The 26521-nt window shown below is 31.7% G+C and carries 26 protein-coding genes and 6 tRNA genes; 31 read left to right on the top strand and 1 reads right to left on the bottom strand.

All coding sequences use genetic code 11. The annotated features are described in order from the left end of the window. Nucleotides 1-2: 2 nt before the first annotated feature. From B9N65_RS04800 to B9N65_RS04770, 7 genes are all read left to right on the top strand, one after another. Entirely contained in the window at nt 3-731 is a 729-nt protein-coding gene (locus B9N65_RS04800) for a HEAT repeat domain-containing protein (protein ID WP_087583015.1), read from the top strand. Between the two features lie 180 nt (nt 732-911). Further along, nucleotides 912-987, top strand: a tRNA-Lys gene (locus B9N65_RS04795). Between the two features lie 15 nt (nt 988-1002). After that, nucleotides 1003-1078 (top strand) — tRNA-Glu (locus B9N65_RS04790). A gap of 16 nt (nt 1079-1094) precedes the next feature. Further along, nucleotides 1095-1170, top strand: a tRNA-Val gene (locus tag B9N65_RS04785). A gap of 12 nt (nt 1171-1182) precedes the next feature. Further along, nucleotides 1183-1259: transfer RNA gene (locus B9N65_RS04780), tRNA-Asp, on the top strand. A gap of 117 nt (nt 1260-1376) precedes the next feature. Then, nucleotides 1377-1452: transfer RNA gene (locus B9N65_RS04775), tRNA-Lys, on the top strand. Nucleotides 1453-1459: 7 nt separating this feature from the next. Further along, nucleotides 1460-1534: transfer RNA gene (locus B9N65_RS04770), tRNA-Glu, on the top strand. A gap of 592 nt (nt 1535-2126) precedes the next feature. Here the strand turns inward: B9N65_RS04770 and B9N65_RS04765 are convergent. Next, complete coding sequence (locus B9N65_RS04765) at nt 2127-2879, bottom strand: DUF4198 domain-containing protein (RefSeq protein ID WP_087583014.1); 753 nt, start codon at nt 2877-2879, stop codon at nt 2127-2129. A gap of 444 nt (nt 2880-3323) precedes the next feature. On the opposite strand from B9N65_RS04765, the gene B9N65_RS04760 reads away from it, so the two are divergent. The 24 genes from B9N65_RS04760 to B9N65_RS04630 all read left to right on the top strand — a co-directional run bounded on the left by B9N65_RS04760 (nt 3324) and on the right by B9N65_RS04630 (nt 26511). Further along, complete coding sequence (locus B9N65_RS04760) at nt 3324-5096, top strand: ShlB/FhaC/HecB family hemolysin secretion/activation protein (RefSeq protein ID WP_087583013.1); 1773 nt, start codon at nt 3324-3326, stop codon at nt 5094-5096. A gap of 9 nt (nt 5097-5105) precedes the next feature. Then, nucleotides 5106-11576, top strand: coding sequence for a two-partner secretion domain-containing protein (locus tag B9N65_RS04755; protein ID WP_087583012.1), 6471 nt, complete (start codon nt 5106-5108; stop codon nt 11574-11576). A gap of 1160 nt (nt 11577-12736) precedes the next feature. Then, nucleotides 12737-14308, top strand: a complete 1572-nt coding sequence (locus tag B9N65_RS04740; RefSeq protein WP_087583009.1) for a hypothetical protein — start codon at nt 12737-12739, stop codon at nt 14306-14308. Further along, complete coding sequence (locus B9N65_RS04735; protein WP_087583008.1) at nt 14301-14489, top strand: hypothetical protein; 189 nt, start codon at nt 14301-14303, stop codon at nt 14487-14489. Before B9N65_RS04740 ends, B9N65_RS04735 begins: the two co-directional genes overlap by 8 nt. A 109-nt stretch (nt 14490-14598) precedes the next feature. Then, nucleotides 14599-14823, top strand: coding sequence for a hypothetical protein (locus B9N65_RS04730; RefSeq protein WP_087583007.1), 225 nt, complete (start codon nt 14599-14601; stop codon nt 14821-14823). A 407-nt stretch (nt 14824-15230) separates the two neighbouring features. Next, nucleotides 15231-15668 carry a hypothetical protein gene (locus tag B9N65_RS04725; protein WP_087583006.1) on the top strand — a complete coding sequence of 146 codons (438 nt, stop codon included), beginning with the start codon at nt 15231-15233 and terminating at the stop codon, nt 15666-15668. Nucleotides 15669-15796: 128 nt separating this feature from the next. Next, nucleotides 15797-16120, top strand: a complete 324-nt coding sequence (locus B9N65_RS04720; RefSeq protein ID WP_087583005.1) for a hypothetical protein — start codon at nt 15797-15799, stop codon at nt 16118-16120. Beyond that, nucleotides 16117-16464 (top strand): hypothetical protein, encoded by a 348-nt coding sequence (locus B9N65_RS04715; RefSeq protein ID WP_087583004.1) that lies wholly within the window; start codon nt 16117-16119, stop codon nt 16462-16464. The genes B9N65_RS04720 and B9N65_RS04715 overlap by 4 nt, the downstream gene beginning before the upstream one ends. Nucleotides 16465-16805: 341 nt before the next feature. Further along, nucleotides 16806-17210, top strand: coding sequence for a hypothetical protein (locus B9N65_RS04710; protein WP_087583003.1), 405 nt, complete (start codon nt 16806-16808; stop codon nt 17208-17210). An 80-nt stretch (nt 17211-17290) separates the two neighbouring features. After that, on the top strand, nt 17291-17752 hold the full coding sequence (locus B9N65_RS04705) for a serine hydroxymethyltransferase (RefSeq protein WP_087583002.1): 462 nt from the start codon (nt 17291-17293) through the stop codon (nt 17750-17752). A gap of 498 nt (nt 17753-18250) precedes the next feature. Continuing rightward, nucleotides 18251-19138 (top strand): hypothetical protein, encoded by an 888-nt coding sequence (locus B9N65_RS04700; protein WP_087583001.1) that lies wholly within the window; start codon nt 18251-18253, stop codon nt 19136-19138. A 3-nt stretch (nt 19139-19141) separates the two neighbouring features. Next, nucleotides 19142-19381 (top strand): hypothetical protein, encoded by a 240-nt coding sequence (locus B9N65_RS04695; RefSeq protein ID WP_087583000.1) that lies wholly within the window; start codon nt 19142-19144, stop codon nt 19379-19381. Next, a complete protein-coding gene (locus tag B9N65_RS04690; RefSeq protein WP_141083837.1) occupies nt 19357-20232 on the top strand; it encodes a hypothetical protein in 876 nt (291 codons plus the stop codon). Before B9N65_RS04695 ends, B9N65_RS04690 begins: the two co-directional genes overlap by 25 nt. Before the next feature lies 1 nt (nt 20233). Beyond that, on the top strand, nt 20234-21052 hold the full coding sequence (locus tag B9N65_RS04685; RefSeq protein ID WP_087582998.1) for a hypothetical protein: 819 nt from the start codon (nt 20234-20236) through the stop codon (nt 21050-21052). A 20-nt stretch (nt 21053-21072) separates the two neighbouring features. Continuing rightward, nucleotides 21073-21471, top strand: a complete 399-nt coding sequence (locus B9N65_RS04680) for a hypothetical protein (protein WP_087582997.1) — start codon at nt 21073-21075, stop codon at nt 21469-21471. A 194-nt stretch (nt 21472-21665) separates the two neighbouring features. Further along, the gene (locus B9N65_RS04675) at nt 21666-21971 is read left to right on the top strand and encodes a colicin E5-related ribonuclease (RefSeq protein ID WP_087582996.1); all 306 of its coding nucleotides are present in this window, start codon (nt 21666-21668) and stop codon (nt 21969-21971) included. Then, nucleotides 21968-22756: a hypothetical protein gene (locus B9N65_RS04670; RefSeq protein ID WP_087582995.1), complete on the top strand. Its 789-nt coding sequence runs from the start codon at nt 21968-21970 to the stop codon at nt 22754-22756. Before B9N65_RS04675 ends, B9N65_RS04670 begins: the two co-directional genes overlap by 4 nt. A gap of 23 nt (nt 22757-22779) precedes the next feature. Continuing rightward, nucleotides 22780-23031: a hypothetical protein gene (locus B9N65_RS04665; RefSeq protein ID WP_087582994.1), complete on the top strand. Its 252-nt coding sequence runs from the start codon at nt 22780-22782 to the stop codon at nt 23029-23031. 132 nt (nt 23032-23163) lie between these two features. Next, on the top strand, nt 23164-23796 hold the full coding sequence (locus tag B9N65_RS04660) for a tetratricopeptide repeat protein (protein ID WP_087582993.1): 633 nt from the start codon (nt 23164-23166) through the stop codon (nt 23794-23796). Nucleotides 23797-24165: 369 nt separating this feature from the next. After that, nucleotides 24166-24549 carry an Imm41 family immunity protein gene (locus tag B9N65_RS04655; protein ID WP_087582992.1) on the top strand — a complete coding sequence of 128 codons (384 nt, stop codon included), beginning with the start codon at nt 24166-24168 and terminating at the stop codon, nt 24547-24549. Further along, nucleotides 24546-24938, top strand: a complete 393-nt coding sequence (locus B9N65_RS04650) for an Imm41 family immunity protein (protein ID WP_051267842.1) — start codon at nt 24546-24548, stop codon at nt 24936-24938. Before B9N65_RS04655 ends, B9N65_RS04650 begins: the two co-directional genes overlap by 4 nt. A 34-nt stretch (nt 24939-24972) precedes the next feature. Next, nucleotides 24973-25158 (top strand): hypothetical protein, encoded by a 186-nt coding sequence (locus B9N65_RS04645; RefSeq protein WP_087582991.1) that lies wholly within the window; start codon nt 24973-24975, stop codon nt 25156-25158. A 39-nt stretch (nt 25159-25197) separates the two neighbouring features. Beyond that, nucleotides 25198-25536 carry a DUF2614 family zinc ribbon-containing protein gene (locus tag B9N65_RS04640; RefSeq protein ID WP_087582990.1) on the top strand — a complete coding sequence of 113 codons (339 nt, stop codon included), beginning with the start codon at nt 25198-25200 and terminating at the stop codon, nt 25534-25536. 579 nt (nt 25537-26115) lie between these two features. Then, complete coding sequence (locus B9N65_RS04630; RefSeq protein ID WP_141083835.1) at nt 26116-26511, top strand: hypothetical protein; 396 nt, start codon at nt 26116-26118, stop codon at nt 26509-26511. Nucleotides 26512-26521: the final 10 nt, after the last annotated feature.

The following is a 26521-nucleotide window of genomic DNA, read 5'->3' as shown; positions in this document are numbered from 1 at the left end:
TAGTGCTAAATTTAAATGATCTTGAAAGAGAGTATTCGCAGCTCGAAAAAGAGAATTTTCAGGACGGCAAAAGGATCAAATTTATCGCAAATTTAGGCGCTAGCGATGAGATAGCGTATCATTATGAGCTTATTTGCAAGCAGTGGCAAGAGGGTAGGCAGCTAAATTTAGAAAGCAGCTTTGACAGACATGGAGGCGCTGGGCTAGAGTTTTTGTTTGAGCGCTTAGCCAAAAAGAGCGATCAAAAAATAAAAATAGAAACCATCTATCTTATAGCGCAAATTCTCTCTAAGTCTAAGCATAGGGACTTTTATACCACATTTTGTGACCGCCTTATCCCTCAAATAACCTCTTTTTTAGGGACAAATGATACATTTCGATGTAAGCTTATAATAGCGCTTGGCTGGGTTGGCACGTTAGAGCAAATAGAAATTTTAATAAGCGAGATGCTTGATAGCAAAGATAGCCTTTGCAGGGCATGGGCGGCAGCTAGCCTTATGCAGATGTCGTTTCACAGGGTTGCTCAAGCAATCTTGCGAGATAAAACAAAATCCGCATTTTTGCAAAGCATCTCTAGCGAAAAAGATCTACACGCTTGCGCAGTTATGATAGAGGCAGCTCAAAATTTATTTGGTAAAAAGTGGATATCTTCTATTGCAGTCCAAGATCAAGACACTGAAAAGATAGAAAAAGCTAGAAAAATGGCGGTAAGGTTTTTAGGCAAGAGCTAGAATGCAAATTTAAAAATTTATCTGAATAAATGGTTTAAAGGTTAAGAAAATTTAGTCTATAAAATTATATTTTTGCTTAGAAATAGCGGACAAAATAGCTTTAATTTGATTTAAAATTTAATTTTTTTCTTGACATATAATAATGTTTTTTGTATAATCTCAATTCTTTTTTAAACAAATGTCTTGCTAGCTCAGTCGGTAGAGCATCTCACTTTTAATGAGGGGGCCGTTGGTTCGAATCCAACGCAGGACACCATTTTTTTGGGTTTATGACCCTTTCGTCTAGTGGCTCAGGACTCTACTTTCTCTGTGTAGGAACAGAGGTTCAAATCCTCTAAGGGTCGCCAGATATTTTAAATTTTAGGTCGCTTAGCTCAGTTGGTAGAGCGCCACCCTTACAAGGTGGATGTCATAAGTTCGAGTCTTATAGCGACCACCATTACTTTTAGGTGCAGCGGTAGTTCAGTTGGTTAGAATGCCGCCCTGTCACGGCGGAGGTCGCGGGTTCGAGCCCCGTCCGCTGCGCCATCTACTAAACCTTAGGTTAAGGTTCTTGATTCTATTTATCTTGATTTTTTGAGTGATCAAATTAAATTTTAAGATTATAAGTTCTAAGATAACACTTTGTTATTGATACTTAATCTTGCCTCGTTAGCTCAGTTGGTAGAGCATATCACTCTTAATGATGGGGTCGTAGGTTCGAGACCTACACGGGGCACCATCTTTTTGGCCCATTCGTCTAGCGGTTAGGACACCAGCCTCTCACGTTGGTAACACGAGTTCGAGTCTCGTATGGGTCACCATTTTTCTTCTAAATTTAACTCAAATTTTGAAAAATTTACTGCTAGTGCAATAAATTTGACTAAAAAATGTTTAAAATGTCTTTCTATTTTATGAAAGGTGAATTTGTGTTAAAAACTACCAGAGTACCCATATAGAAAATAACGAAACGCTCGTTTTCCACAGTAAAATGAATTGTGTATTGTTTTCATTAATTTTTTACATCTATGGATTATAATACTTTCTTGATTGCTTGCTAATATGAGAAGCAATTTGGGTATTTAAAAAGCAGAAATTATATTGTAATACTGTATCTCAAAATCTCAGAATTCTTTACCGAAGCTTTAAAAACTTGTTTTAATAACTAGGTGCTTGAGTTTAGTAAAAGGTTTTAGGCGAAAACGGAACAGTAATTTATAAAAGTATAGAGATTACAAATAATGATGACATTATGACTGCTGGAGTTTGTCATTTCAATTTTTAGAAATACATAAATTCGATACATTTGCTGATTTTGTCTTGATAAATTTGACTTATAAGATAAAAGAGTGGGGCGCACTTAGATACGCCCTTTTATAAATTTAAGATGAAAACTTACTTGATCTTAAATTTGATCTATTTTAGCTCAAATGCAAGCGTTGCAGCGATCGTCTCATCATCGCAAATTTTTGAGTCAGCAAATGGCATTTTATGCACTGTTTGTAGCAGCCATTTTCCAGGTTTAAGCGCAAGCACTTCTATCGTGCCGTCTGGCTCAGTTTGGCCATGAAATGCGCTTTTTTCTTTTAAAAATCCATCAAATGTTCCATCAAGTGTAGCATTTTCTAAAGGTTTGCCCTCAAATAGAATTTTCACTTTAAATGGCACGCCAACTTTGAAATTTGCTGGATTGTCAAGCGGTACTATCTCTAAGCGCTGCTCTGAAGGCTTTGTAACTGAGCCATCTTTCGCGTTTTTATTTATGATGCCTTTTGCGCTCATGCTCGCTTTTTTGCAGTATTTGGCGTCCTTGATGTCCTCTTTGGTTTTACCCATGTGCCATGTGCCATCGCTTGCTTTTGTCCAAAACGTAGGCTTATACTCGCCAGCTATAAGGTATGAGCCGTCTTCTAGTTTGGCCCTTTCATAGTGGTAGTTTTCGCCGCTTTGCTTTAGGCTTAGTTTTTCGCCATTTTTGTTTATAACGTATGGGGCTTCAAATAGGGCGATCCTATTATCTGGGATCTTTTCAACAGTCGGAAAGTCGTCTGCGTAGCCGATATCAACGCTTGTTGCCTCTTTACTGCTTCCAAAAAGCCAAAATTCGTGAGCCAAAGAGTGGCTGCTAAATGCTGCCAAAGCCAAAAGTGCAAATAAATGCTTGTTCATTACCTATCCTTTCAGATTAAAATGTCTATTTTTCTATTTCTAATATATGTCACAAAAATATTGTTAAATTTTTATAGATCTAAATTTTGCTAATTTTTAGAAAATTTAGTAATCAAAACCAAATTTACTTTATCAAATTTATAAAAATAGCATGACTATAAAAATAGTTTAATCACTGAAATTACGAAATAAAATCAGTTTCGCAATTATATCAAAATAATAATCATTGTCAATATAAAATTAAATTTTATCCACCAGTGGATAAATCAAAATAAATTTATCTTTGCCATTTAGATATCTAAAAAGTTTCATTTTTGAAATATTTTGTATAAAAATTCTTTTTTCTCATTATATTTTAATATTAGATTAAGATTATATCCTTTATAATGTCACTAAATTATTTTAAAAAATATAACTTTATAGTTATTTCCAAGGAAGGTTAAGATGAGAACTCTCTTATCTTTAAGCATGGTGTGTGCTGCGCTACTTGCTAATGAGACTAATCTAAAAAACGAGTTAAACAACGAAGAGATTAGGGCGAATATGGCAAGCTCTTTTAACGAAAGCTCCAACATAAATTTGCTTAATGAAAAACCAACTTCAGAAGGTAAGCTAAATTTAAACGAAACACCTTGCTTTAAAATAGATAAAATTTCACTTCTTAGTGAGAATGAAGTTGCTAGCTTTAACGCTAGTAGTGGTGCTGATGAGGCTATAATAAGAAAAGCTTATAATGCAAACTACTCTAAATTTAACTCTATTTTAGAGGCTAGCTTAAACAAGCTTGATTTTAAATCAGGTAGCTGTCTTGGCAAAAACTCTATCAATCTAATCATAAACTCTTTTAACAACGAGATAATAAAAAGTGGCTATATCACTTCAAGTGCGAGCCTAGTTACAAAGAGTCTAAAAGATGCCAAGCTAGAGTTTGCGATAAATCTTGGCCTCATAGATGATATAAGCATCAATGAGCTTGACACCCAAAGAAACAGAGCGAGCCTCTTTAGCGCATTTGGTGAGTACTCTCATAAAAATAAAGTAGCAAATATAAGAGATATCGAGCAGGCTCTTGAGTCACTGCAAAACGTCTCAAAAAATGATGTTAGCATTAAATTCTTACCTTCAAATAGGGCTGGCTTTTCAAATATAGTAATAACTAGAGTTGATAGCTTCCCTCTAAAGGCTGCTATTAGCATTGATAACCTTGGCTCAAAACAAAGCGGCAAGTACCAAGGCATGCTAAATTTAAGCACGCTAAATTTACTTGGATTTAACGAAATTTTTAGCTTCTCACGCGGTAAAGATATATTTAAAAAATATGAGGTCACAAATAAATTTAATGGCGCCACTGATCACGGAGCTTCAAATAACTACTATTACGGCTTTACTGTCCCATTTGGCTACTTCATGCTTGAGTATGAAAAGAGCAAATATGACTACGCCCAGATCATAAATGCAGCCTACAACCTCTACACATATAAAGGTAGAAGCGAGAGCGACTCACTAAGTCTTGCTTATACATTTTATAGGGACTCAAATTTTAAAAATAGCGCTTATGTAAAGCTATTTAAGAGAAAAAATAAAAACTACCTAGAGGACTATGAGCTAGATAACCAAGCTAGAAGAAATGCTGGATATGAGGTAGGCGTAAAATCAAGCTACAACTCATATAATCAAGCTTTTAGCGCTAAGCTAGCTTACAAAAAGGGCACTGGCATATTTAGATCACAGCCTGACCCACTAGAGGATAGCGGGGAGGCTACATCTAGGTTTGCTCTAATAAATTTAAACCTAAACTACAAATATAAATTTGAACTTCCACTAAGCTATGATCTAAATATCAACGCAAGATATGGTCTAAATAAACTAAGCTTGCAAGATAAATTTAGCATCGGTGGATATCACAGTGTTAGGGGATTTGACGGGGAGAGCTCACTTGTTGGAAACCACGGAGTAAGCGTAAGAAATACTCTCTCATATAACTACTATAAGAGCAACTCTGTCTATGCAGGGCTTGACGCTGGTATGGTAAGAGCGGCAAGTAGCGGCATAAAGGATAAAAACACCCTTGCAGGATACGCCATAGGTCTAAGAGGTAGCATAAAAGCCTACAACAACCTAAGCTACGACATATCTGTCTCAAAACCTCTTTATAAGCCAAAGAGCTTTGAATCTAAATCAACAAATGTAAATTTCATCATAAGCTACGAATTTTAAGGATAAAATATGCTAAAGAACAACCAAATTTCAAATGCGCAAAGCAATAAAAAGCCCAGCCTTTTAACTATAGGCTTAAATTTCTACGTAAGTCTCTCTTTGCTACTTGGCACTATGCCCGCCCTTGCAAATGAGCCAAGTATCATAGCTGATCCAGGCGCTAGCAACCGCCCTGATATATTAAAAGCTCCTAATGAGACGCTAATAATAAACATCACAAACCCTGATAGCAAGGGCGTCTCTATAAATGAATATAGCAGGTTTAATACCCCAACAACAGGCACTATCCTTAATAACTCTAATAAAAACATAGATACAAAGATAGCTGGCCAGATAGATGCAAACTATAGGCTCACAAAAGAGGCAAGTCTTATTATTAACAAAGTAAATTCGGCTGAGAAGTCATCTCTAAAAGGAAATTTAGAGGTTGCTGGTAGCAGAGCTGATGTGGTCATAGCAAACCCAAATGGCATAAGCGTAGATGGTCTAAATATGATCAACTCTCGCTCACTCACACTAACAACAGGTAGTATCAATAAACTAAGTCCTAAAGAGATAGAGCTAATATCTGACAAGTCTATCGACATCGTAGGGGACGGCCTAAACGATAAGAGCAGCGACTATACTAATGTGATCTCAAATGCCATAAATTTAAACTCAAATATCCACGCAAATGAGCTAAACATCATCGGCGAAAAGGCGGTTACTTCAAGCAAAGATAGACTTTACAACGACGTAAAAGCTAAAAACCAAGAAAACAGCTTTAGCTTAGATAGTAGCGCACTTGGCGGTATGTATGCTAATAAAATCAAACTAGTTGGCACAAGTAACGGTGTAGGCGTAAATAATAACGGCCTAGTCATAGCAAATAACAACATAGAGATAAGCCTTGATGGCGATATAGTAAATGCTGGTGCTATCGCTTCTAACAAAGAGGCTAAGATAGAGGCAAAGACTATAACAAACAAAGATGAAGCGCTAATAGCAGCCAAAGAGAGCCTTAATATAAAAGCAGAGACTTTGGTAAATACATCTAGTCAAATTTATGCTAAAGATATAAATGTAGAGGCTAAAAAGCTGGTAAATAACTCAAGCTCGCAGGCTAGGGTGGAGAAAAGCTCATTTGCTAAAAATTTAGCTCTAAAGCAAAGTGGCGAGAATAGATTTAAACTTGAAGAGGTAAATTTAAAAGAGATAAAAGCAAAGATAGAGGCTAAATTTAAAAAACTAGGCAAAGAGCTAAGCGAAGAGGAGCTAAATGCTGAAATTTTAAAAGAGGCTATAAGCAAAGATAGCACCCTTTATGCTCTAAATTTACACAAAGACTCATATCTATATGGCACATCGACAAAGGTATTTCATAATCTAAGACTAGACATAGACAAAAACGAAGTAGTACTTGATACAAGCAAAGCAAAAGACCGCGAAGTGCTAAAGAGAATTTACTACTCTATAAACAAAGAAATTTTAAACGAAGAAGATAAGGCAAATTTCATCCCAGGTAGCATAGTAGCAAGCAATGATATAAATTTAAAAACAGATGAACTACTAAATGATAAGAGCTTTATCTATGCAGGCAACGACCTTGTGCTTGATAGCAAAGATATAACAAACGTAGCACTAAATTTAAGAAGAGATGGTCGAAGCTTTAATGAGTTTAAATGGAAGCAACAAGAGTGGAAAGGAAAAATGGGAAAAGTCACTGGCAAAAAGAAATGGGTGACTAAAGGCGGAAAAAGCACGAATTTTAACTTCTCATACACAGATGTAGGTTTGCCAGCAGTCTTTGCAGCGGGTAATAACATAGTAGGAAGCACACAGGACTTTTCAAGCTACGCACTAAATGATGATATAAAGCTAGCAAATGTTGATCTGGATAAATTCTCTGAGCCAATATTTAATAGCCCAATTATTAAAAACCTAAATAGAAGGGTTAAAAACCAAGGGTATTACTACAGCCTTGATAGTATAAACTCTGCTTATATAGCAAATATCCTTGATGGCTTATATGAAGCAAGAAATGAGAGCATAAGCAAATTTAAAAAGGAAGCTAAAGATAAAAACGTAAAAGCCTCAGCTCTAGTAATGGCTAACAACATAGACCTAGACGCCAAAGGCAACATAAGCCTAGCTGGTAGCGTAGTGGCTGATAATATCAATCTAAACTCACAAAATTTAAACCTAAATCACCTAGAGCTAAACTCTAAAGATCTAAATTTAAAAGCAGGCGCAGCAAATATCAACTCAAGTGAAATTTCAGCCAAAAATATAAATGTAAATGCAAATAATATAAGCTTAGACAAAGAGTCATCTCAGTTTAGCAAGGCTTCAAATTTAAAAGCAGACGAGAGCCTTAACCTAAACGCTAAAGAAAATCTAAACATCGCTGGCTCAAGTCTAGAGGCTGACAAGATAAATTTAAACGCAGATAATATAAATATAAATGCCAAAGAGTTTGCCTATAGCCATAGCGCAAAAGAAAAAGGCGTGGAATTTAACCAAAACATCCAAACGCTAAATAGCGCAAACCTAGACGCAAAAGATATAAATTTAAACTCTAAGTCAAATACACAGATAAGCTCAAGTAACTTAAGAGCTACTAACAAGCTAAACGTAGAAGCTGGAAATGATATATATGTAGTTGGAGCTAATACAAACGAGAGCACGCAAACTAAAGAGAAGTCAAAGGGCTTTTTCTCTAAAAAAGAGTCACATTTAATGGCTATAAACCAAAAGGTCATCAGCTCAAATTTAAACGCAGGCGATATCAGTCTAAAGGCTGGGGGTAACCTAGCTCTAGTCTCATCAAATCTAAATGCCAATAACATAAATTTAAACGCAGATGAAAACGTTATAGTAGATGCCAATCACAACGTAGAAGCAAGCCAAAGCTTTACTAAAAGCTCACGCTTTTCATTAAAACCAACATCTCTTTATGAAAGTAGCCTTCATCTACTTGAAAAAGGCGATAAAAGGGCAGTTGCTTCAAATTTAAATGCAAATGAAAACATAAATATAAACGCAAGCAATATCAGCCTAAAAGGTGCAAACCTAAATTCACAAAAAGATATAAATTTAAATGCCAATAGCATAGATATATCAAATACTAATGATGAGAGCTATAGAAACGAAGTTAGTAAAAAAAGTAAGATAGGCTTAATCTCAATTGGTGAGCACATCAAGAATTTAAAAGCAGACCTAATACAAAAGCTAAATCCTATAAAAGATCTAAAAGCAAAAACAAAAGACACATCTATAAAAGTACCTGTCGCAAAAGCTAGCTTAGATCAAAAAAGCTCAAAAGAGAATTGGGTAAATGCAAACTCGTCAAATTTAAATGCAAATGGCGACATAAACCTAAACGCAAAAGATGATATAAATATAGTAGGCTCAAATTTAAACGCTAATGAAGCCATAAATTTAACTAGCCAAAACTCAAATATCAAACACTCAACCAACCTCTACGCCAAAGATACATCAAGCAAAGAGGCAATTGGCACACTATCTATCACCGCTCAAAACGAGTATGCCCAGATCGTTCCAGCAGCACTTGCTCTAAAAGAGGCGATCGCTCAGCTAAAAAGAGTGAAAAAAGAGTATGACAACTATAAAAAAGAGAAGTCAAAGCTAGAAGCTAGCCTAAGTGATATCAAGCAAAGATATAGAAATAAAGAGGTAGGCATAGACTACTCTGACATAGAAGAAGTAAGCGAGATATTAGAAGAGTATAGAGACGAGGAGAAATACTTTAAAGAAAACATTCTTCTTGCAACTGAGAATGTAAATGCGAAGAATTTAGCACTTATAACCCAAATGGCAGCTGCAGCTGCAAGCTCAGGAACATATGGCTTTAGCGTAGGAGTAAGAGCTGATCTTGCTACCACTAAACAAGAGAGCTCTTTAAAGCAAACTAGCTCAAACAAATCTAGTCTAAATGCTAAACATATAAATATAAACTCAGCTAAAGATATATCTATCGCAGGCTCAGACCTAGCATCAAAAGAGGATATGAGCTTAAACTCAAACAACCTAAATATAAACTCTAGTGAAGATAGTTTAAAATATAAATCAAACACCAAATCTCTCACAACAGGATTTGGTTTTACATTTTATGGAGCAAACTCTAGCTCACTAGAGCTTGGAACAAATAGCTTAAAACAAAGCGAACAAAGCCTAACAAATAACAACTCTCATCTTTACTCAGCTAAAGATATGAATATAAACACAGCCAATGACGCAACTATCAAGGGAGCAAATTTAAGAGCTGATGAGAGATTAAATTTAAAAGTAGGAAATAACCTAAGCTTAGAAAGTACTAGAGATATAAAAGATGCTAGCTCTAAAAGCAAGGGTATAAATTTAAGCGTAAGCTACTCTGGAGCAACTAATGCTAAAAACTTTGCATCTGGAGATAGATCTCTAAGCTCTGTTGGAGCTAGCATTAGTAAGTCAAACTCAAACACAAAGATAAAACAGACAAACCTCTCATCCATAACAGCAAATGAGCTAAACGTAGAGGTAGGCAAAAACACTCATCTAAAAGGATCACTTCTAGCAGCAGGAGAGTATGATAAAGATAATACCTTTATAGATAACCACAACCTAAATTTAAAGACAAATACCCTAAGCTATGAAAACCTATCAAATACAAGCTATGCCAAGGGAACAGACTTTAGCATAGGGGCTAACTATATCCTAGAAGATAAAAACAATAAAGATAGCAAATCAAATAACAATCAAGAAGATAAATTTACAGGTCTTAAATCAATAGATCTATCTAGCCATAGAAATTTAAGCTACAGCTTATCTAAAAACATGGCAACTCTAGGCAGTGGCAACATAGAGATAGCTGATAAAGATAACTCTGATGATCTAACAAGACTAAATAGAGACACAACTAAACTAACAAAAGATCTAGTAAATACTAGCATAAGCTCAAATGTAGATGCTAGTATAGATGCTAGGGTGTTTAGTAAAGAGGGTAGGAAGGAGATCAAAGATGAGTTTAATACAGCCACTGCCATAACAAAAGCACTAAATGCCATTATAGAAACTGGTGAGTTTAATTTTAATAGTGAAGTAAAAGAAAATGTTGCACAGTATGAAGCTGGCAAACTATTAGGCAAAGAGCTTGCTCAAAAACTAACAGATGATAGTGTTACCATAGAAGAAAAAGAGGCCTTAGGAAATAAATTTATAGAGCTATTTGCAAGTATGTCAGGTCTTGATCTAGATGGCATATCTTTGAGAATAATTGATGATAAATTCGCAAAAGGAAAAGACGATGAAGAATTTTTCGGACATTTCAATAATGGCTCAATAATACTAAATTTAGCTCACATTAAAAATGTTGATCAGTTTGTGAGCACTCTAGGACATGAGTTAAAACATGCCATAGACTATAAAGCTGGCAAATTTATACCAGGAGATAGTAAGCAAGATAGATATGCAAAACTAAAAGAAGATAGTTTTAGTGACTATCTAAATAAAGCTCTAAATTTACAAGATAGTGGCATCAATGCCAAAGATGCAGCGATAAACTATATTAAAAACCAAAGTAGTTTAAATACCCTACTTTTAAATTCTTATATGTTTAAAGGACTAGATAAGAGTAAGGGGGATAATAGAGTTTATTTATATTATAATAAAGTCGTTGGCATAGATAAAGGTTTAAACGACAATCAATTAGTTGATTTAACTTTTTGGGAAGCATTGTCTAATGGATATTTAAAAAACGACATAGATCAAATATTTATGCCACCAGTTTTCACATTGGTTAATTTTTATAAAAACGGCATATTGCCAGATAACGTATTGATAAACGAGAAGCCTGATACAAATAAATATAAAACGCAATATGACTTATCAGATAAACAAGATTTTGAAAAATTAAGAGCAACTACGGATCAAACATATGAGAATTTAAATAAGGATACTAAAATAGTTTTTATGAATGGTATGGATAATACTTTAGAAGAAGCTAAAAAAAGCGTAAATTTAATAAAAGAAGATTTTGGTAAAAATATTGGGTTGATAAACAATGCTACTGGCAAGCATTTAGGTATTTTAGAAGATGCTATAGAGTGGTTGCCAAACTATAAAACAACTAAAGATGTTTTGAATGCCTATAAACTAAAAAACCTTTCAAGTGGTACAACGTTAATAACTCACAGTGCTGGAAATGAAGATATATTTAAGGCCAATTCAATAAACAAAGTATTGGGGGTAAATACGCCTTACAATCTAATAAGTGTAGGTTCGCCAAAATCAGCCACTAAGCTTAAAGAAAGTGCAAATGGTGTGGGGGCAAATTTCATAATACAAGTTAATCATGAAAATGATCCGGTAGCAAATGGTATTCTTAATTCAGATGCAAATTACGAATTTAAAACTTTAAATGACGTAGAAACATATCATCCTTTTAGTACATACTATCACGAAATAAAAGAATATATCATGAATGGGCATAAAGATGAATGATAAGTTAAAACACATGATCATCCTGGGGTATTTTTTGGTTATATACTCTGGGATTATAATGGTATATCTTGGCTATTCCTATAAGATTTCTCTACTGTTATTTTGTTTATTTAATTTAATGGTTTTCTTAAGAATACTTTACACTATAAATTTTAGGGATAACCCACTAAAAATTGTTACAGTTTTTCTTAGCATACTTTTGTTTGCTGTTTCTATGGTTATTTTTGTATTTTCAGAAAGACTGATAATGAATGCAATTTTATGCGGTATGGATGGGTATGGGTATTTGCGTAGACATGGCTATATAGATTGTAGTTGCGCAGATCTATTGCCAGGCGATCATCTTTTTTGGGATATTTTGTCAACTTTGTATTATCCGATATACATATTTATATTCATCAAACCTTTTGTAGGATATTTAAAAAAGAACACACAAATATCTAAAAAAATATTATAAAATCAAAATTTATATAGAAATAGTAAGAAGTTAAAAATAAAGAAAGTAAATAAAAATGAAAAATAATTTGTTAATATTTTTAAAAGTTTGGCTACTGCTATTTTTTTGTGTATCTTATTTTTAGGATATTTATTTATTTTTTGGTGAACAAAGGCTGTATATGTTGATTTTGTGCCCTATTTTGTTTAACGGATATTACGTGATAAAAAATGGCATTAAAAGAAGTGACATAACTTTGTATAAAATAAAAAACGATCAAGTAAAAAATAATGGATTTGTAGCATTTGTATGGCTTGTTTTTTGTACTTTTGTATTAGTATTCTGGGTAGTTGTCAAGTGAAATAGGTCAAATGATTTTTGTAATAGCATGGAATTTGGCAATATTTGCAGTGATTATCTTTTTTTGGTTTTAATGTAGCCTTTAATTTATTTTCTGCTGTTTTTACCGGATATTTGGTGCTTTGTATAGCAAAAAATAAAATAAAAAAAGATGACATCACCTTTGAGAGAGTAAAACATGGCGAATTTAAGTACGGTGGAGTTGCTCTTGTTTGGGTGGTATTTATTTTGATATCCTGGATAACTTATGATGTTATAGAATTTTTAAAATAACATTTTTTAAATTTGTATTTATATCATACTTTGAGTAATTGCTGCTATTCAAAGGGGATATAATAACGAAGAAATAAAAGGTTTTACAAGCTTGCAAACTGGTGCTAGCTATATAAATTTCAAAAACATAACCAATATGAAAGATCTTGTAAAGACCATAACTCATGAAAACCAAAGATCTATGGATATACAAGATCATAGAGATATAAATAAAAATAGAGATGATGATACTAAGTATGCATCAAATTTCTCAGACTTTGCTACTAGATATTTCTCTCATGCTCTATGGCTAAATGATAAAGGTTTCTCTAAAACACCTTTAACAACACCTTTAACAACAAGCATGATAAATAACAATAGAGAATTTGCAAAGCTGGATAAGAATTTGGGAGCGAATAGACAGCTTCATCACAAAGAGATAAATTTAGCAAAACAAAAAACTAGAGAATATGCAAATTTAAAAGGCATTTCACAAGACGAAGCGTTAAAGCTACTTTTAATGGCTGGTGCTAGCATGACAGATATGCTTTGGAATAACTCGTTTGACGTAAATTCTCAAGATTTAGCACAGGCAAAAGAGTATCTATCACAGTTTCAAGATCAAACCTATATAGATAAAGAGGGAAAAGTTCAAAACTACTTCGTAGCTAAAGAAAATGACTATACAAAGCCATATATAAATTTATACGAAGCTGCATTTAGCGGAGTTTTAAATGTTTCTGATTATCTAAAAAGTGGCATAACTCAGTCTCCTTATCAGGGCATAATGGATAAAATAAAAAATGCTACTGACCATGCTTTAAATAATAAAGCAGATACTGCAAAATCAGTAGGAAGCGAGATAAAAAATTCTCTAAGTGATTGTGCAAACAGCCCATTAAAATGTGGTTCTAATATATTGCAAAGCATAGGAAATGGCATAATAGACGGAACTTACGGACTAGCATACAATACAATGCCAAGTTTGGCAAATGACTTAAACTCATTTTATGGGTTTACGGCTAGTGATTATCTAACAGCACTGAGTGCAGCTAATATCTTAGGCTCTGGGCTAGAGGCAACTGGCGCTGTTGGTTTAGGTAAGTTAGCAAAAGATGGAGTGGTTGCGGTAGGTAAAGCTAGTGTAAATGGAGCTTCTAAAATCGCTAATCAAATAGAAACAAACGCTTTAAATAAAATAACACAGAATTTGCCAAAAAATGCTATGTATAATAAAACAAATGGAATTATTTCAATAGAAAATAAAAATTTCATTCAAGTAGGAACTGACACTTTGACAAATTCGCCTATATTGCGAGAAATAGGATACAATAAAGGAAGCTATGCTCTAAAAGGAAATCACTATGTATCTACAGCAGATGGACTATATATGATAGGTAAAAATGCTTTACAAAACACTGGAACAAAAGTGGTAACTAATTCAAATTTAGCCGAATTTATGAAACCAGGTTTAAATCCAATTAGCGATATGTATTATAAAGGTTCAAATTGGTTTATAAAAAATCCAAGTGCTATACCTGATTTTGTCGAAAGTTATTTGCCGGGCATTCCAAGTTATAGTGGCTTTGGTTATGCTGGTGCAGGAATAAGTATCGCGTACGGACACGATAAATTAAATCAAGATATAAAAGATTTTGTAAATTGGTTGAAACCAAATGATTAACGAAAAGAATTTACTTGCATTAGCAATGATTATACTTGGCTTTAAAGTTCTATTTGTTAAACAATTTTGGGGAAGAGGAGCTTTTCATGATTTTTCAAATCCATTATTATATATACCAATAAGTGGATTTTTAATTATTGGTGGGTTTTTATTAATATTTAATAAAGGTAGCAAAAAATAACTATCTCAAAGCAGGAAATTAGGAAAGTTACAAATAGTAAAGGTATAACACTTTTGGAAAAAAGATTACCAGTGGGAATTAAAAGCTTTTTAGATTATATGGAAAAGAAATGAAATATATATTTTATATTTTTTCAATGATTTTGTTTATTCAAGGCGTTTTGCTTATTTGTGGAATATCTGTTTATAGCGCAAGACAAAAACTTGAGCCAAACATGGAAAATATATGTTTTTGCTTTATATTTTCTATAATATGTTTCGCCTTTGCTAGAAATAAAAAAGTATTGAAATTTTTTGAAACCATCAATGGTATAAATTGTAAAAGCAAAAAATAGAAATAATTAAATTTATATTTTTATAAATAGAGCAACTGAGGTTAAATTTTAGTGATAGTATGCCAGCAGAAACATTAAGGTATAAAAATTATGAACTACTCTATTCCTTTGAAATATTATATAGTAATATCAATTATTGTAATGTCGATAGAAAGTTTTTTGTGTATCTTTTATGGTAAATATTATTTTCGTGGTTGGCACAATGCCGAAATAGAAGATATTATATTTCATGTAATTGTAACAATGTCTTTAATATATTATTATAAAAAAGAATACTGGAAACGATAAATTTACAAATTCTCTTTTTGTGTACCAAAATAAAAAAGAGAAAAATCCAAAAATAAGTTAAGTTTGAAAAAATAAAATTTAAAAAACAAAAACAATAACAACAAATTCAAGGAACAACTATGTTTTATAAATTTTGCTATGTCTTTATTGGTTTTGGATTTTTATTTATATCTATTAGGATATTTGCGAACAAAAAATTTGAAAGATTTGCAATAGAACATGATTTTTCTAGTTTGGGTGATACTTATGTTATTCCAGCCATTATTAGCTTGGCAGCTAGTTTCGCATTTTTCTATCTTGCCTTGCGTTCCACAAAAAACATCAAAAAATACCCAGAGTATTTAGTATGTCTTAAATGTAAAACTACTTGGTGGTTTGGGCATTTACGCGATAAAAGTAAATGCAATTTTTGTGGTGGTGAGGTGATGGATGCAAGTAAATATGGTGACTATATAAGAAAAATAGAATTTTTAGAAAAAAGAAAAAAAGGACCCAAAAGAAGAAGCGTCAGAAATAAACGAAAAAAGGATAAAGGCAGTGTTGATGAAAATAAATAAATTTATATCCATCGCTTTTAGAAACTGACACTTTGACAAATTCGCCTATATTGCGAGAAATAGGATACAATAAAGGAAGTTATACCCTAAAAGGAAATCACTATGTATCTACAGCAGATGGACTATATATGATAGGAAAAAATGCTCTACAAAAAACTGGAACAAAAGTGGTAACTAATTCAAATTTAGCCGAATTTATGAAACCAGGTTTAAATCCAATTAGTGATATGTATTATAATGGAACAAATTTTGCGATTAGGAATTCCACAAAAATTACAGACTTTATAAATGGTTATTTTATACATGGAACACCTGATTATGTTTTTTGGGGTGGTGTAGGAGCCTTAACAAATATGGGCATTAATTATGATACAACAATAGAAAATTTTAAAAATTCTTACGATGCTGTAAAAAATAGTATTATTGATTTTAAAAATGAGAATTTTAAATGATAAAATTCGTGGGTTTATTTTTTATTTTTATAGGTATTTGTGCGTATTTTGGTATAGAAATACCTGATAAATTTAACGGAACAATTATACCAAATCGCGATGCCACAATTATCTATGTTATCATAGGATTTATTTTTATATTTTTAGGAACAAAATACAAAATAAAATACCCTGAATTCACAAAATGCCCTAAATGTAAAAAGAGCTACAATTATGGTGATACAATCAAAGGCAAATGTCCTAAGTGCAATATTGATACAATAGAAATTGAGAAATATTATAAGCAATTTCCAAGCGAATTAGAAAATTTGGAAACAGATATAAAAGGTAACAAAAATGACTAATACATTATATTGATAATTCTACTATTTATGAGTATGTGGCGCCAGAAGACTTAATTGAAGAAGTTGCAAATTTTTGTAGAGAAGCACAATTAGATTGTTTCAAAAATAATTTTTCAGAACGAGAATTATAATTTGCAAATATATTGCGAAATAAAATACTCAACCTGCCAAATGGTGATATATACGGAACAACTATATGGGCTGGATTAAAAATAGATGCAGAAAAATTTTTAAATATTTTTGGTTATCGAATAAAAGATTTTGATTATAATACAATAGATAATATAGACCGCAATGAGTTTGGTAAATAAAATAACAAAATTGAATTTACGGAAACCTTAATGCTATTATGGGAAAATAAAAATGTATCAACTAAAAAAATATTATTAGAAAGGCTATTTGAATTAGCTTCTACTGAGCATCAAAAAAAATATATAGACAATGCTACTACTGATAAATATACTTGGGGCGATGAATTAGTAAATGAGATAATTAATCCATTAGAACTTATACGAAGGCCAGAAAATAAGTACTTATTTGATAATAATGAGCTCCTAGCTATAAAAGAATATAAAAATAGACTTGATACTATTTGTAAAAATAATAATACGGATACAGATTTATATGAAATGCCAGAAATTTGGAATAAGATAGTTATAAGTTCTGTAAATTTACTAAATTTATTAGGTTATTCCATTAATGACTTTGATGAAGATGCTAAATTGATAGCCGAGCATAAAATTTAATAATATAGTAGTGGAATTCCTTTTTACAAAGCTGGCAAATTGCCACAAGGAATGATAAAACAAATTTTTGGTGATATACAATGATAGATGTAAAAATTGATTTTGAAGAACTAGAAAAGGATGTAATATATGCTGATAAATTTGGTGAATATAAACCAAAAAATATAATTGAAAAAGTTTATGGCTATTTATCAAAAAAATTAAACTTGCCATTGCGTTTCGGACCAGATGGTTTTAAGGATTTTTTTTGGTTGATTAGATATAAAGAATGGGAAGAATATCGAGAAGTAGATGAATGGGGGAGCTATGAAGAATATCTGCAAGAAAAATCAGAAAATTCACAATATGGGTTAAAAAATAAATTTGGTATTAGAGATGATATGACAATACATTTTTTAAATTTTAATAAATTTAAACAGAAATATAAAAATATAGCCAATGATTTATTGGTTTTACTTAATGATGTCATTAGCGAAACAGCCAAATATTCAACCGATAATGGCAATGATTTATTGAATATTACAATAGTTATTGAAAGCTAGAAGCCTATAATTCACCATAATTTTAGAGTTAATTAATAACATATCATATAATTAGCCAAAAACACTCATCTAAAAGGATCACTACTAGCAGCAGGAGAGTATGATAAAGATAATACCTTTATAGATAACCACAACCTAAATTTAAAAACAAACACCCTAAGCTATGAGAACCTATCAAATACAAGCTATGCTAAAGGAACAAACTTTAGTATAGGGGCTAACTATATCCTAGAAGATAAAAACAATAAAGATAGCAAATCAAATAATAATCAAGAAGATAAATTTACAGGTCTTAAATCAATAGATCTATCTAGCCATAGAAATTTAAGCTACAGCTTATCTAAAAACCTAGCAACTCTAGGTAGTGGCAACATAGAGATAGCTGATAAAGATAACTCTGATGATCTAACAAAACTAAATAGAGATACAACTAAACTAACAAAAGATCTAGTAAATACTAGCATAAGCTCAAATGTAGATGCTAGTATGGATTTAAGAGTGCTAACAAAGAGTGGGCAAAAGGATATAGCAAAAGAGATAGTAGATGCTAACTATGGATTAAAAAAACTATCAGAGCAAATGCCAGACGAAAATAGCAAGAATAAAATAGTATCAATTATGGGAAAACTTCTTGTGTATGGAAGTATGGTTGCTTTGGATATAATACCAACCAGTTATAATAATGGAGGTTTATTTGGACAGCTTGTTGGTTCTTTCGGTGGAAAAGAGATTGCAAGTGACCTTATTTCTGTTTTTAGTAAAAACTCAGAAAAATATGAACTATATAAAGATAAAATGGTTAAGCTTGAGGATAGTAAATACTTCAAGACCATCAGCCCAGAAAAGCGAGAGGAATTAAAAAAGCTTTCGTACTTTAAAGATCTTTATGTATCTAAAGAACCTTTAGGAATAGATGTAAATACCATAACACATCAAAATTTCGGAAATGGTATTTTGAATACGCCAATGGAGGCTATTATGAACGGACTTGAGCAAACTGGTCAGATTAAAAAAGATGGTACAAGACTTGCTGGAAATACCATTGAATTAACGATAAAATATAATCCAACGCGTGGATTTTTTTCTGATTTGCTTGAAGCAGCGCAGGATAAATTTAGTATAGGCACAAGTGACATGGCAAAGCAAGTCGGTAGTTTTATATCTGATGTAACAAAAGCTGCTGAAGAAAAAAGAAAAAAAGATAATAGAGTTTTTGCTGTAAATTTTGCAGCACATTCTCAGTTAAATACATTGGTCTATAACGGTGTTAAGTGGGGCATAGGCAATGAACTTTATAGGCATTTAGAAGGAGTTAAAAGTTTAATGAAAAAAGGTAAAGGCAGTCCATATACTGTGTCTTCTTTTGGATCTCCAGTAGATGTATAAAAAATGAGAGATGTATTAGAAGCGGCTAAAATTGGTATAGCTGGAACATTTTCCAACAAAGGCGATTTTGTAGCAGAAGGTCTTGGTGGGAATAAAGATGTGAATAAAAAAGCAGATATGGCAGATCGCATAAATGTGTTAAATATCCCTAAATTATTTATGGATGGCTCACCACACAGTTCTTATGTGTGTCAAGATTATGAAAAAGATGGTGCTAGATGCGGTGTAAATTTTCAGTACTAAAGCTTATTGTTATAACTTTTATTGTGCTCTTTTCCGGTTGCCATGATATTCCAAATATAACTACAAAGCATCTTAAACCAGGTATTATGCTTTCATCTTTTCAAAATGAAAGCTTTACCTATGTGCTTCCAAGCAGTTTTGCTGATATTGATTGGTATTATTTTCTAGATGAAAAAAATGGCAGAAATGTTTTTGAACGCAATCTGCCGTCTATGTTCAATGAAGAATTTCAGATCAATACTTACAAATATAAAGAAAGAAAGATGTCACGAAGTAAGTTAGAAATTCGCAAGGATAGAGAAGAAAGCATTGATAGGAGTATTTATGATATTTTGACTGGTTGGCAACCTTACGAAAAAGGATTCTTTGCATATATTGATGGCGTAAAGTGCGAAGCAGGTTTTTTGATAAGTTCTATAACTCAAATTGGCTCTGCAAACTATGGCATTGATTGTCTTTATTACGATACCGGTGGTACTGTATCAACATTGGTCATTGGAGGCACTTTTAGATTATTTTTTGATCCAGTTAAACATAAAAACTATAAAGCAGAAGATATGGCAATACTATTTAAAAATGATATGAGTGAATTTTTAAAATCGATAAAATTAAAAAATATGGATAGACAAAGAATGAAAAAAGAGGGCTTGCTTTTTGACAGAATATATAACCCTAGGGATGAATTTGATGAAATAATCTATGAGTGGTTTGATCCAAATAAATTCGACTGTACGAAGTACCAAAAAGAATATCAGATCTGCAAAAAATCACATCTTTGGAAAGAGATACGTAAAAATAAAAAATTTTTTGATGAGAAATACTATGAAACAGAAAGAAAGATAAGAGGTTAAGATGCTTAAGTATAAAAAATTCATTATTCTTTTTACGCCTTTTTTCTTTGCTGGTTGTTTTTCAGATAGCAGTCTTCAGGTGAATGAACGAAATGTAATATATAGTTATGATAGAAATTTAAAGGCCTATGCACCAGAAGCAAGAAGAGATAAAGTAAGGCTAGATACCGAAGGGCTAAAAAAATTTATAATAAATAAGATAGGACAAAACTTTGAATATAAAATCAGTGTCTATACCGAAGATGCTGATCATAGCGATGTAATAAAAGCAACAAACAAAGAGGAGAGAATGCAAGATAGAATGGAGTATTTCAAATCTCATGGCAAGATATTCTCTCTTAAATCAAATAGATACATTAAACTAAGCGATGAGTATATATCAAATTTATTATGTCTTGCAAAGACAAATATTAACAGTAGTACCTATGTGAATATTGAATATACTTGCCCCTTTTATAGCAAAAATGGTAAGAAGAAATTTCTAATAGCAAAGACGTCATTATCGGATTATGCAAGAGATAAAACTATAAAAACTAAAGAAGAGTTATATGAGTATAAGATAACTCAGGCTTATAGTGCCCTTAAACAAGATATTAAAGTAGTAGCTGACTCTCTTTGGATAGATGAGATGGATATTGAAAGAATGAAAAGAGATGGCTTGGTACATGAAAATGCCAAATATGGTGCTCAAGACGAAAATGCTGTCGAGTGGTTTAATCCGGACTTCTTTGAATGCAAAAATATAAACAAAACAAACCAAATTTGTGATGATAGGCTAAAGTTTAAAACTATACGAGATGAGTTATCAAAAGAAGAGTAGGTGAAACAAAAATTAATTATATGATAAAAAGAAATTCGGAATATATAGATGACGAAATTGGAATTTTATTAGACTTGGTGCATTTTAAAAACAACATAGATACATTAAAAAATATATTATCCCAGATAGGTTTTGATAGCGAAACCGAGCTCGTTTATATGTCAAGAGATGATATAGCAGAAATTTTACAAGGAAGCTTGGATAAAAAGATATCTTTTTTAGAGCTTGAAGAGTGGGCAAATTTAATAGAATGTCGTGAAGACATAGGTTTTGACGATGAAAAAACACAAGAAATGATCTTTAAACTAGCAAATCCTTATTTGTATGGAAAGTTAGATGAAAAGCAGGTGCTAAGCTATCTAAACGAATTAGATGAAAAATGTGGTGATAAATATAAAATAATAGATGTTTTTCGTTAAAAAGTGATGGATTTTCGACCTCACTAGGAACTATTTTTCCAAAAGAAGAGTCAAGTAAAAATGATAATATCCTCACTACACCGCAAACAGAGCAATATGATAAAATAACAAATGGCGGTGTAAATACAGACAATTCTTTTAATGAGCCTTGTCTTGGTGGAATTGAGGGAAAAGAGCAGAATTTTAAGGATAATGTGATTTATGCAGATAATGATAATAAATTGTTGGACAACTTTGAATTTACAGACAAAAAACATGCAAATAAGGCAATAGAAAGAGGTTGGAACGAAAAAAGTATAGAAAATGCGAAGCAAAATCTTATTAAAGTTGGAGAAAGTATAAATCGAAATACTGGTAATAAGTCTACCGTTTATTTTGTAGATGACAATCAATATATAGTTATCGATAATGTTACAAATACGATAGTTCAAACTAGTGATTTAAATGATAAAGATTGGAAAGTTGATAGTGGAATTAAAAACATTAGGAGTACAAAATGAAAACAACAAATTTTATTCTTAATATATTAAATTCTTGGTTTGATAAATCGCCCAAAAAACCTGAAATTTGTGATATAAGAAAAAATAAACTATGGCTTTATTACGAAGATTCAATAAATTTTATTAATTTATTGAAAGAGTATGATATAAAAATTTTAGAAATACAGACTTATACCTATAAAGCCAAAAATGATAAAGAGTTAGATTTATCGTATGATTTTTGTAGAAATTATGATTATGAAATAGTAAAATCAAGATTAAATAATTCTGCGTATGATAAAGACAATATTTTTATGTATGAAAAATTTTTATTATTAGATAGTATGGCTCGTGCTGGTTATATTACATTATTTTCTGTAATCCCAAATTTATCAAATAATATAAATTCGGTAATCGACAATTTAAATTTATGGTTCAACAAATCTCCTAAAATTTATAAAGAAAAAGATATAACAAAGTGCGAATTATGGCTATATTATGAAGATGGTTTATCATTTTTAGGTTTGCTAGAAGAAAACAATATCAAGGTTTTAGGTTGCGAAGCTCTACTTTTTTATCCAGACAAAAAAGGAGTAGAGCCAAATCAATATCATAGCTTTTCACTAGAACACTATCCTTTAGCCAATAAAAATCTGACTTGGTATCCAAAAGAAGAAAAAAGTAAATATGATACTTGTAGAAATTTTTTTTATGATAGATTTGAAATAGTCAAAGAACTAAGAAAAATCGGATACGATATGTTGTTTCAAACAGAACTGGCTTTATCTATTGCAAAAATTGATTAATTTGCAATCTAAGGAGACATCAAATGAAAACAGATAATATATGTGAGCAATATTCAAAAGAAAAAATAAAAATAAATACTTGGCTAGAAGATGATGTCTTTTTTATACAAGGAGATACAAAAAGTTTAATGTTTTTATCTGACTTAATTAAAGCACAGGCAATGGAATTGAAAAATGACAATATTTGTATTGGTCCAAATTTAGCAGGAAATAAATTTTTTTCTAAAAAAGCTAAATTTGGAATTTTAATTCACAATACGGACAGTGCAAAATAAAAAATATTCTAATAATATCTGGAAAAATAAAAGGAAAATAGCCTCGATAGTGCAGATAAAACTGGAAAGCATAATGTAGATAAAAAAGAGCTACAAAAACTTTTAAACCAAAAATTAAAATAGGATATATTTATGAGATTAAATAAAAATATAACCGAAAGACTAAATTTACTAAAAGAAATAGTGAATTTTTTATCTGATGAAAAAAGTTTATCTACTTACTTAAAAATAGCAAATATATACACGGAAGAATGTAGATATAACTCAGCTATCAAATTTTACAAAAAGGGATTACAAATTTCTAAAAGGTTATTTGGAATAAATAATGTCGAAGTAGCAAAATTTTATAATGATATAGGAAATGTGTTCTTGCTAAAAAAGGATTTTGAAAATTCTATAAAAAATTTTCAAAAATCTCTTACAATAAGAATTAAAATCTTAGGAGAAATCCACCAAGACACAGCAGCATCATATTATAATCTGGGTGTCGCTTTTTTGAAAAAAGAAGATTATATAAAAGCTTTTGAGCTTAATGGTAAAGCACTTGAAATTTATTTAAAGATATGTGGGGATAGCAGTACTAGCGTGGCAAAGTGTTATGCAAATATTGCAGCTATTTGTGAAGTAGCAGATGAGTATAAATTAGCAATAAAAAATTATAAAAAGGCCTATAAGATTAGCAAAAAATTACTGGGAAACAAAAATCCTATGACAAATTTTTACTTTAACAAAATAAGCGACATTTGTAAGACAATGCAAAGTTAACTTTGGTTTTAGTGACTACTTAGAAAGCTCTAAATTCAGCAAAAGCTCACATCTTACACTAAGGACAATATCTACTAGTATAAAAAAGTAAAAGGTGTTGATCTTTTACAATGCTTAGTTTTAGAGATGCTTTTGGTGTGCAGTTTGCATATCGTATATATTTTTCTGAAATTTGATCTATATCGCATCTTTGAGCGATTATTATATGGTTTATTGCAAAGATGAAAGCGAAGAGATAATAAAAAGAATGGCTATAAAATTTGGTCTTTATTTAAGGGGTTTGCCTAAATTTGTTGTGAACTAATAACATAAATATTTTAAAATTTGGAAAATCAAATTTTTAAAAAACATAAATGGAGCAGGCGATTGATGAAATTTGAAAATTTTTATAAAAATGTAAAAACAAGTAAGTATTTTGATAAGGATTCATTTATAGGACAAATAGTTCTTAACGGCATATGGTATGATGATAAATATTGGCGACTAGAAAAAGATCTGCTTGAAATTTATGATACATACAAATGTGAAGTAAAAATTCCAAGAGAACTGTTTGCAGGGATAGTGTCTATATTGGATGTTTTGATTATGTATAGTACTCAAGAGCTTATATTTGAGAAAAAGTCTATCAAAAGGCCATATCTATCATTGGAATTTGACCCAAAAGAGAGACTGGAGGTGATAAGTAGCTATATATTTGGAATATATGATGGCGATATTAGAAGTGTTGATTTTGATTACATGGAGGACTTATGAAGTATTTTTATAAAAATTTAGCATATGAAAAATGCTATGATGAGAACTCATTTGTTGCAGGTCTTATGGATTATTTTGAGTGGAGTGATGAGAAGTATTGGCTATTAGAGAGCGACCTTATAGATATATATAAAAAATATCATAAAAAAGAGCTACCGATTAGGATAATGAGGGGTATAGTTTGGCTATTGAATACCCCTTTATATCACTTTGGCCCTTTCAAGGTAAAGACATGTGAGAGGTCTTTTAAAAAGAAAAGCAACTATCTAATCAGTCCCTTGAGACCCAGCATATCTGATAGAGTTAATAGGCTCAGGTCTTTGATCTTGACCGTGTCTCTAGATGATGATAAATTTTTCTATACAGATTTTATATATGCTCCAAAATAAAAGGTATGACGGTAATCTGATTAAAGGAGGTAAAATGAACTATTTAGCAGGTTTTGTTATTTTTGTTGGAGGGCTGTCTATCCTAGTGGATCCGGCCCCACCGATAAATATTTTTGGTCTGCCAAAAGGAGATGTTATCCCTTATGGTCTAAATATACCAGTGGGATCTGTCATGGTGCTGTTTGGCTTGTTTTTTATATACAGGGAGCTAAAAAAGTAGTTTAAGGGCTACAAATTTGGCTTTTAAAGGCAATGAAAAATGAGTAATTTCTTTATATCTATTGGATTTTTGATAACTGCTATTCAAATTTTTACTAGCAAGAAAATAGCAAGAGCATATGATAGTACCGACTACTCTTTGATGGGGGATTTCTACTTGCTTTCTGGTGTGGCGGCATTAATGGGCGCCATATTATTTTTTTGGATAGGGTATAGGTCTATTAAATTTAAAAATATCAAGAAAGAATTTGAAGACAAATGGTGTAATAGCTGTGACAAAGCCATTAAAGTCGGCAAAGATGCCTCTTGGTGTCCAGATTGTGGCAAGCCACTAACTAAATTTAACGACAAGCACGGTAAAAAAGCATCTAAAATATAGCACTCCTTCATTGGCTCTGTAAATTCCATATAAATTCATTTAAAATTTAGGCGATATTGCCAAGATAGGAAGTGGATTAAGGTTTGTATTTGCCGATCCGTTTGGTTGAAAAAAGGAAGTTTGGTTGGGTAGATTTTGGGATATTTTCATAAATGCCTTAATTGAAATAACAATAAATAGCGGGTCGCCGCTATTATATTGGGTTTTGTTTGATGTGGTTGGGTTAGCTTCTTTTAGCATTTTTTTGAGCATGATTGTGTCTGATCTGTGTTGTTTTATTAAGCATGGATCTATTGAGTACTTTAATAAAAACACAATAATATCCTCTATTTTTGTATCTGCTATTTTTTGTGTGTTTTGTTTTTTGTATATTAATTATAACTATGGGACCTTGCGATATGTAGCAAATTTTTCACTTTTTCTAGTTGGAGCGGTTCTTGTTCGGACTATCTATAAGGAAGTAAATGAAATATCAAAAAATTATAATAACACGACCAGGGCAAAGCCAAAATTCTTTAGAATATCTCGATCAAAAAGGCGTAAAGAAAATTTGAAAAATAATGCTAGAAAGTAGAAAATATGTTTAAACGCATAGGCTGGTCTTTTATAGGATTTATGTGCTTGCTTGACTGTATATCTATGTTAATACATAAAAATGTAAAAGTAGGTGAGAAGTTTTTTAAATTTGATGATGCCGGCAATTTATATCTTTTGCCAGCTTTTAGTTTTTTATTTTTGGGTATATATAGCTTTTGGATGGCTTTTAGAAAAGAGCCGCCAATCGTGCAAAGGCTAGAGGGCATGTGGTGCCCTGACTGCATGAAATTTTATCATATAGGTGAAACCACATGTGAAAAGTGCGGACAAGAGCTACTAAAATGCTATAACACACACTACGAGACAAGACCAAAACCAAAGACCGAGCCGCTATTTAGGTCAAAACCTAGAAATAAAAAGCGAAAGCTAAAGAGATAGGAAAGCAATA

This window comes from Campylobacter concisus (assembly GCF_002165815.1).
Lineage (GTDB): Bacteria > Campylobacterota > Campylobacteria > Campylobacterales > Campylobacteraceae > Campylobacter_A > Campylobacter_A concisus_BH.
The sequence above is the reverse complement of the archived record's forward strand: the minus strand, read 5'-3'. Positions and strand labels throughout refer to the sequence as shown.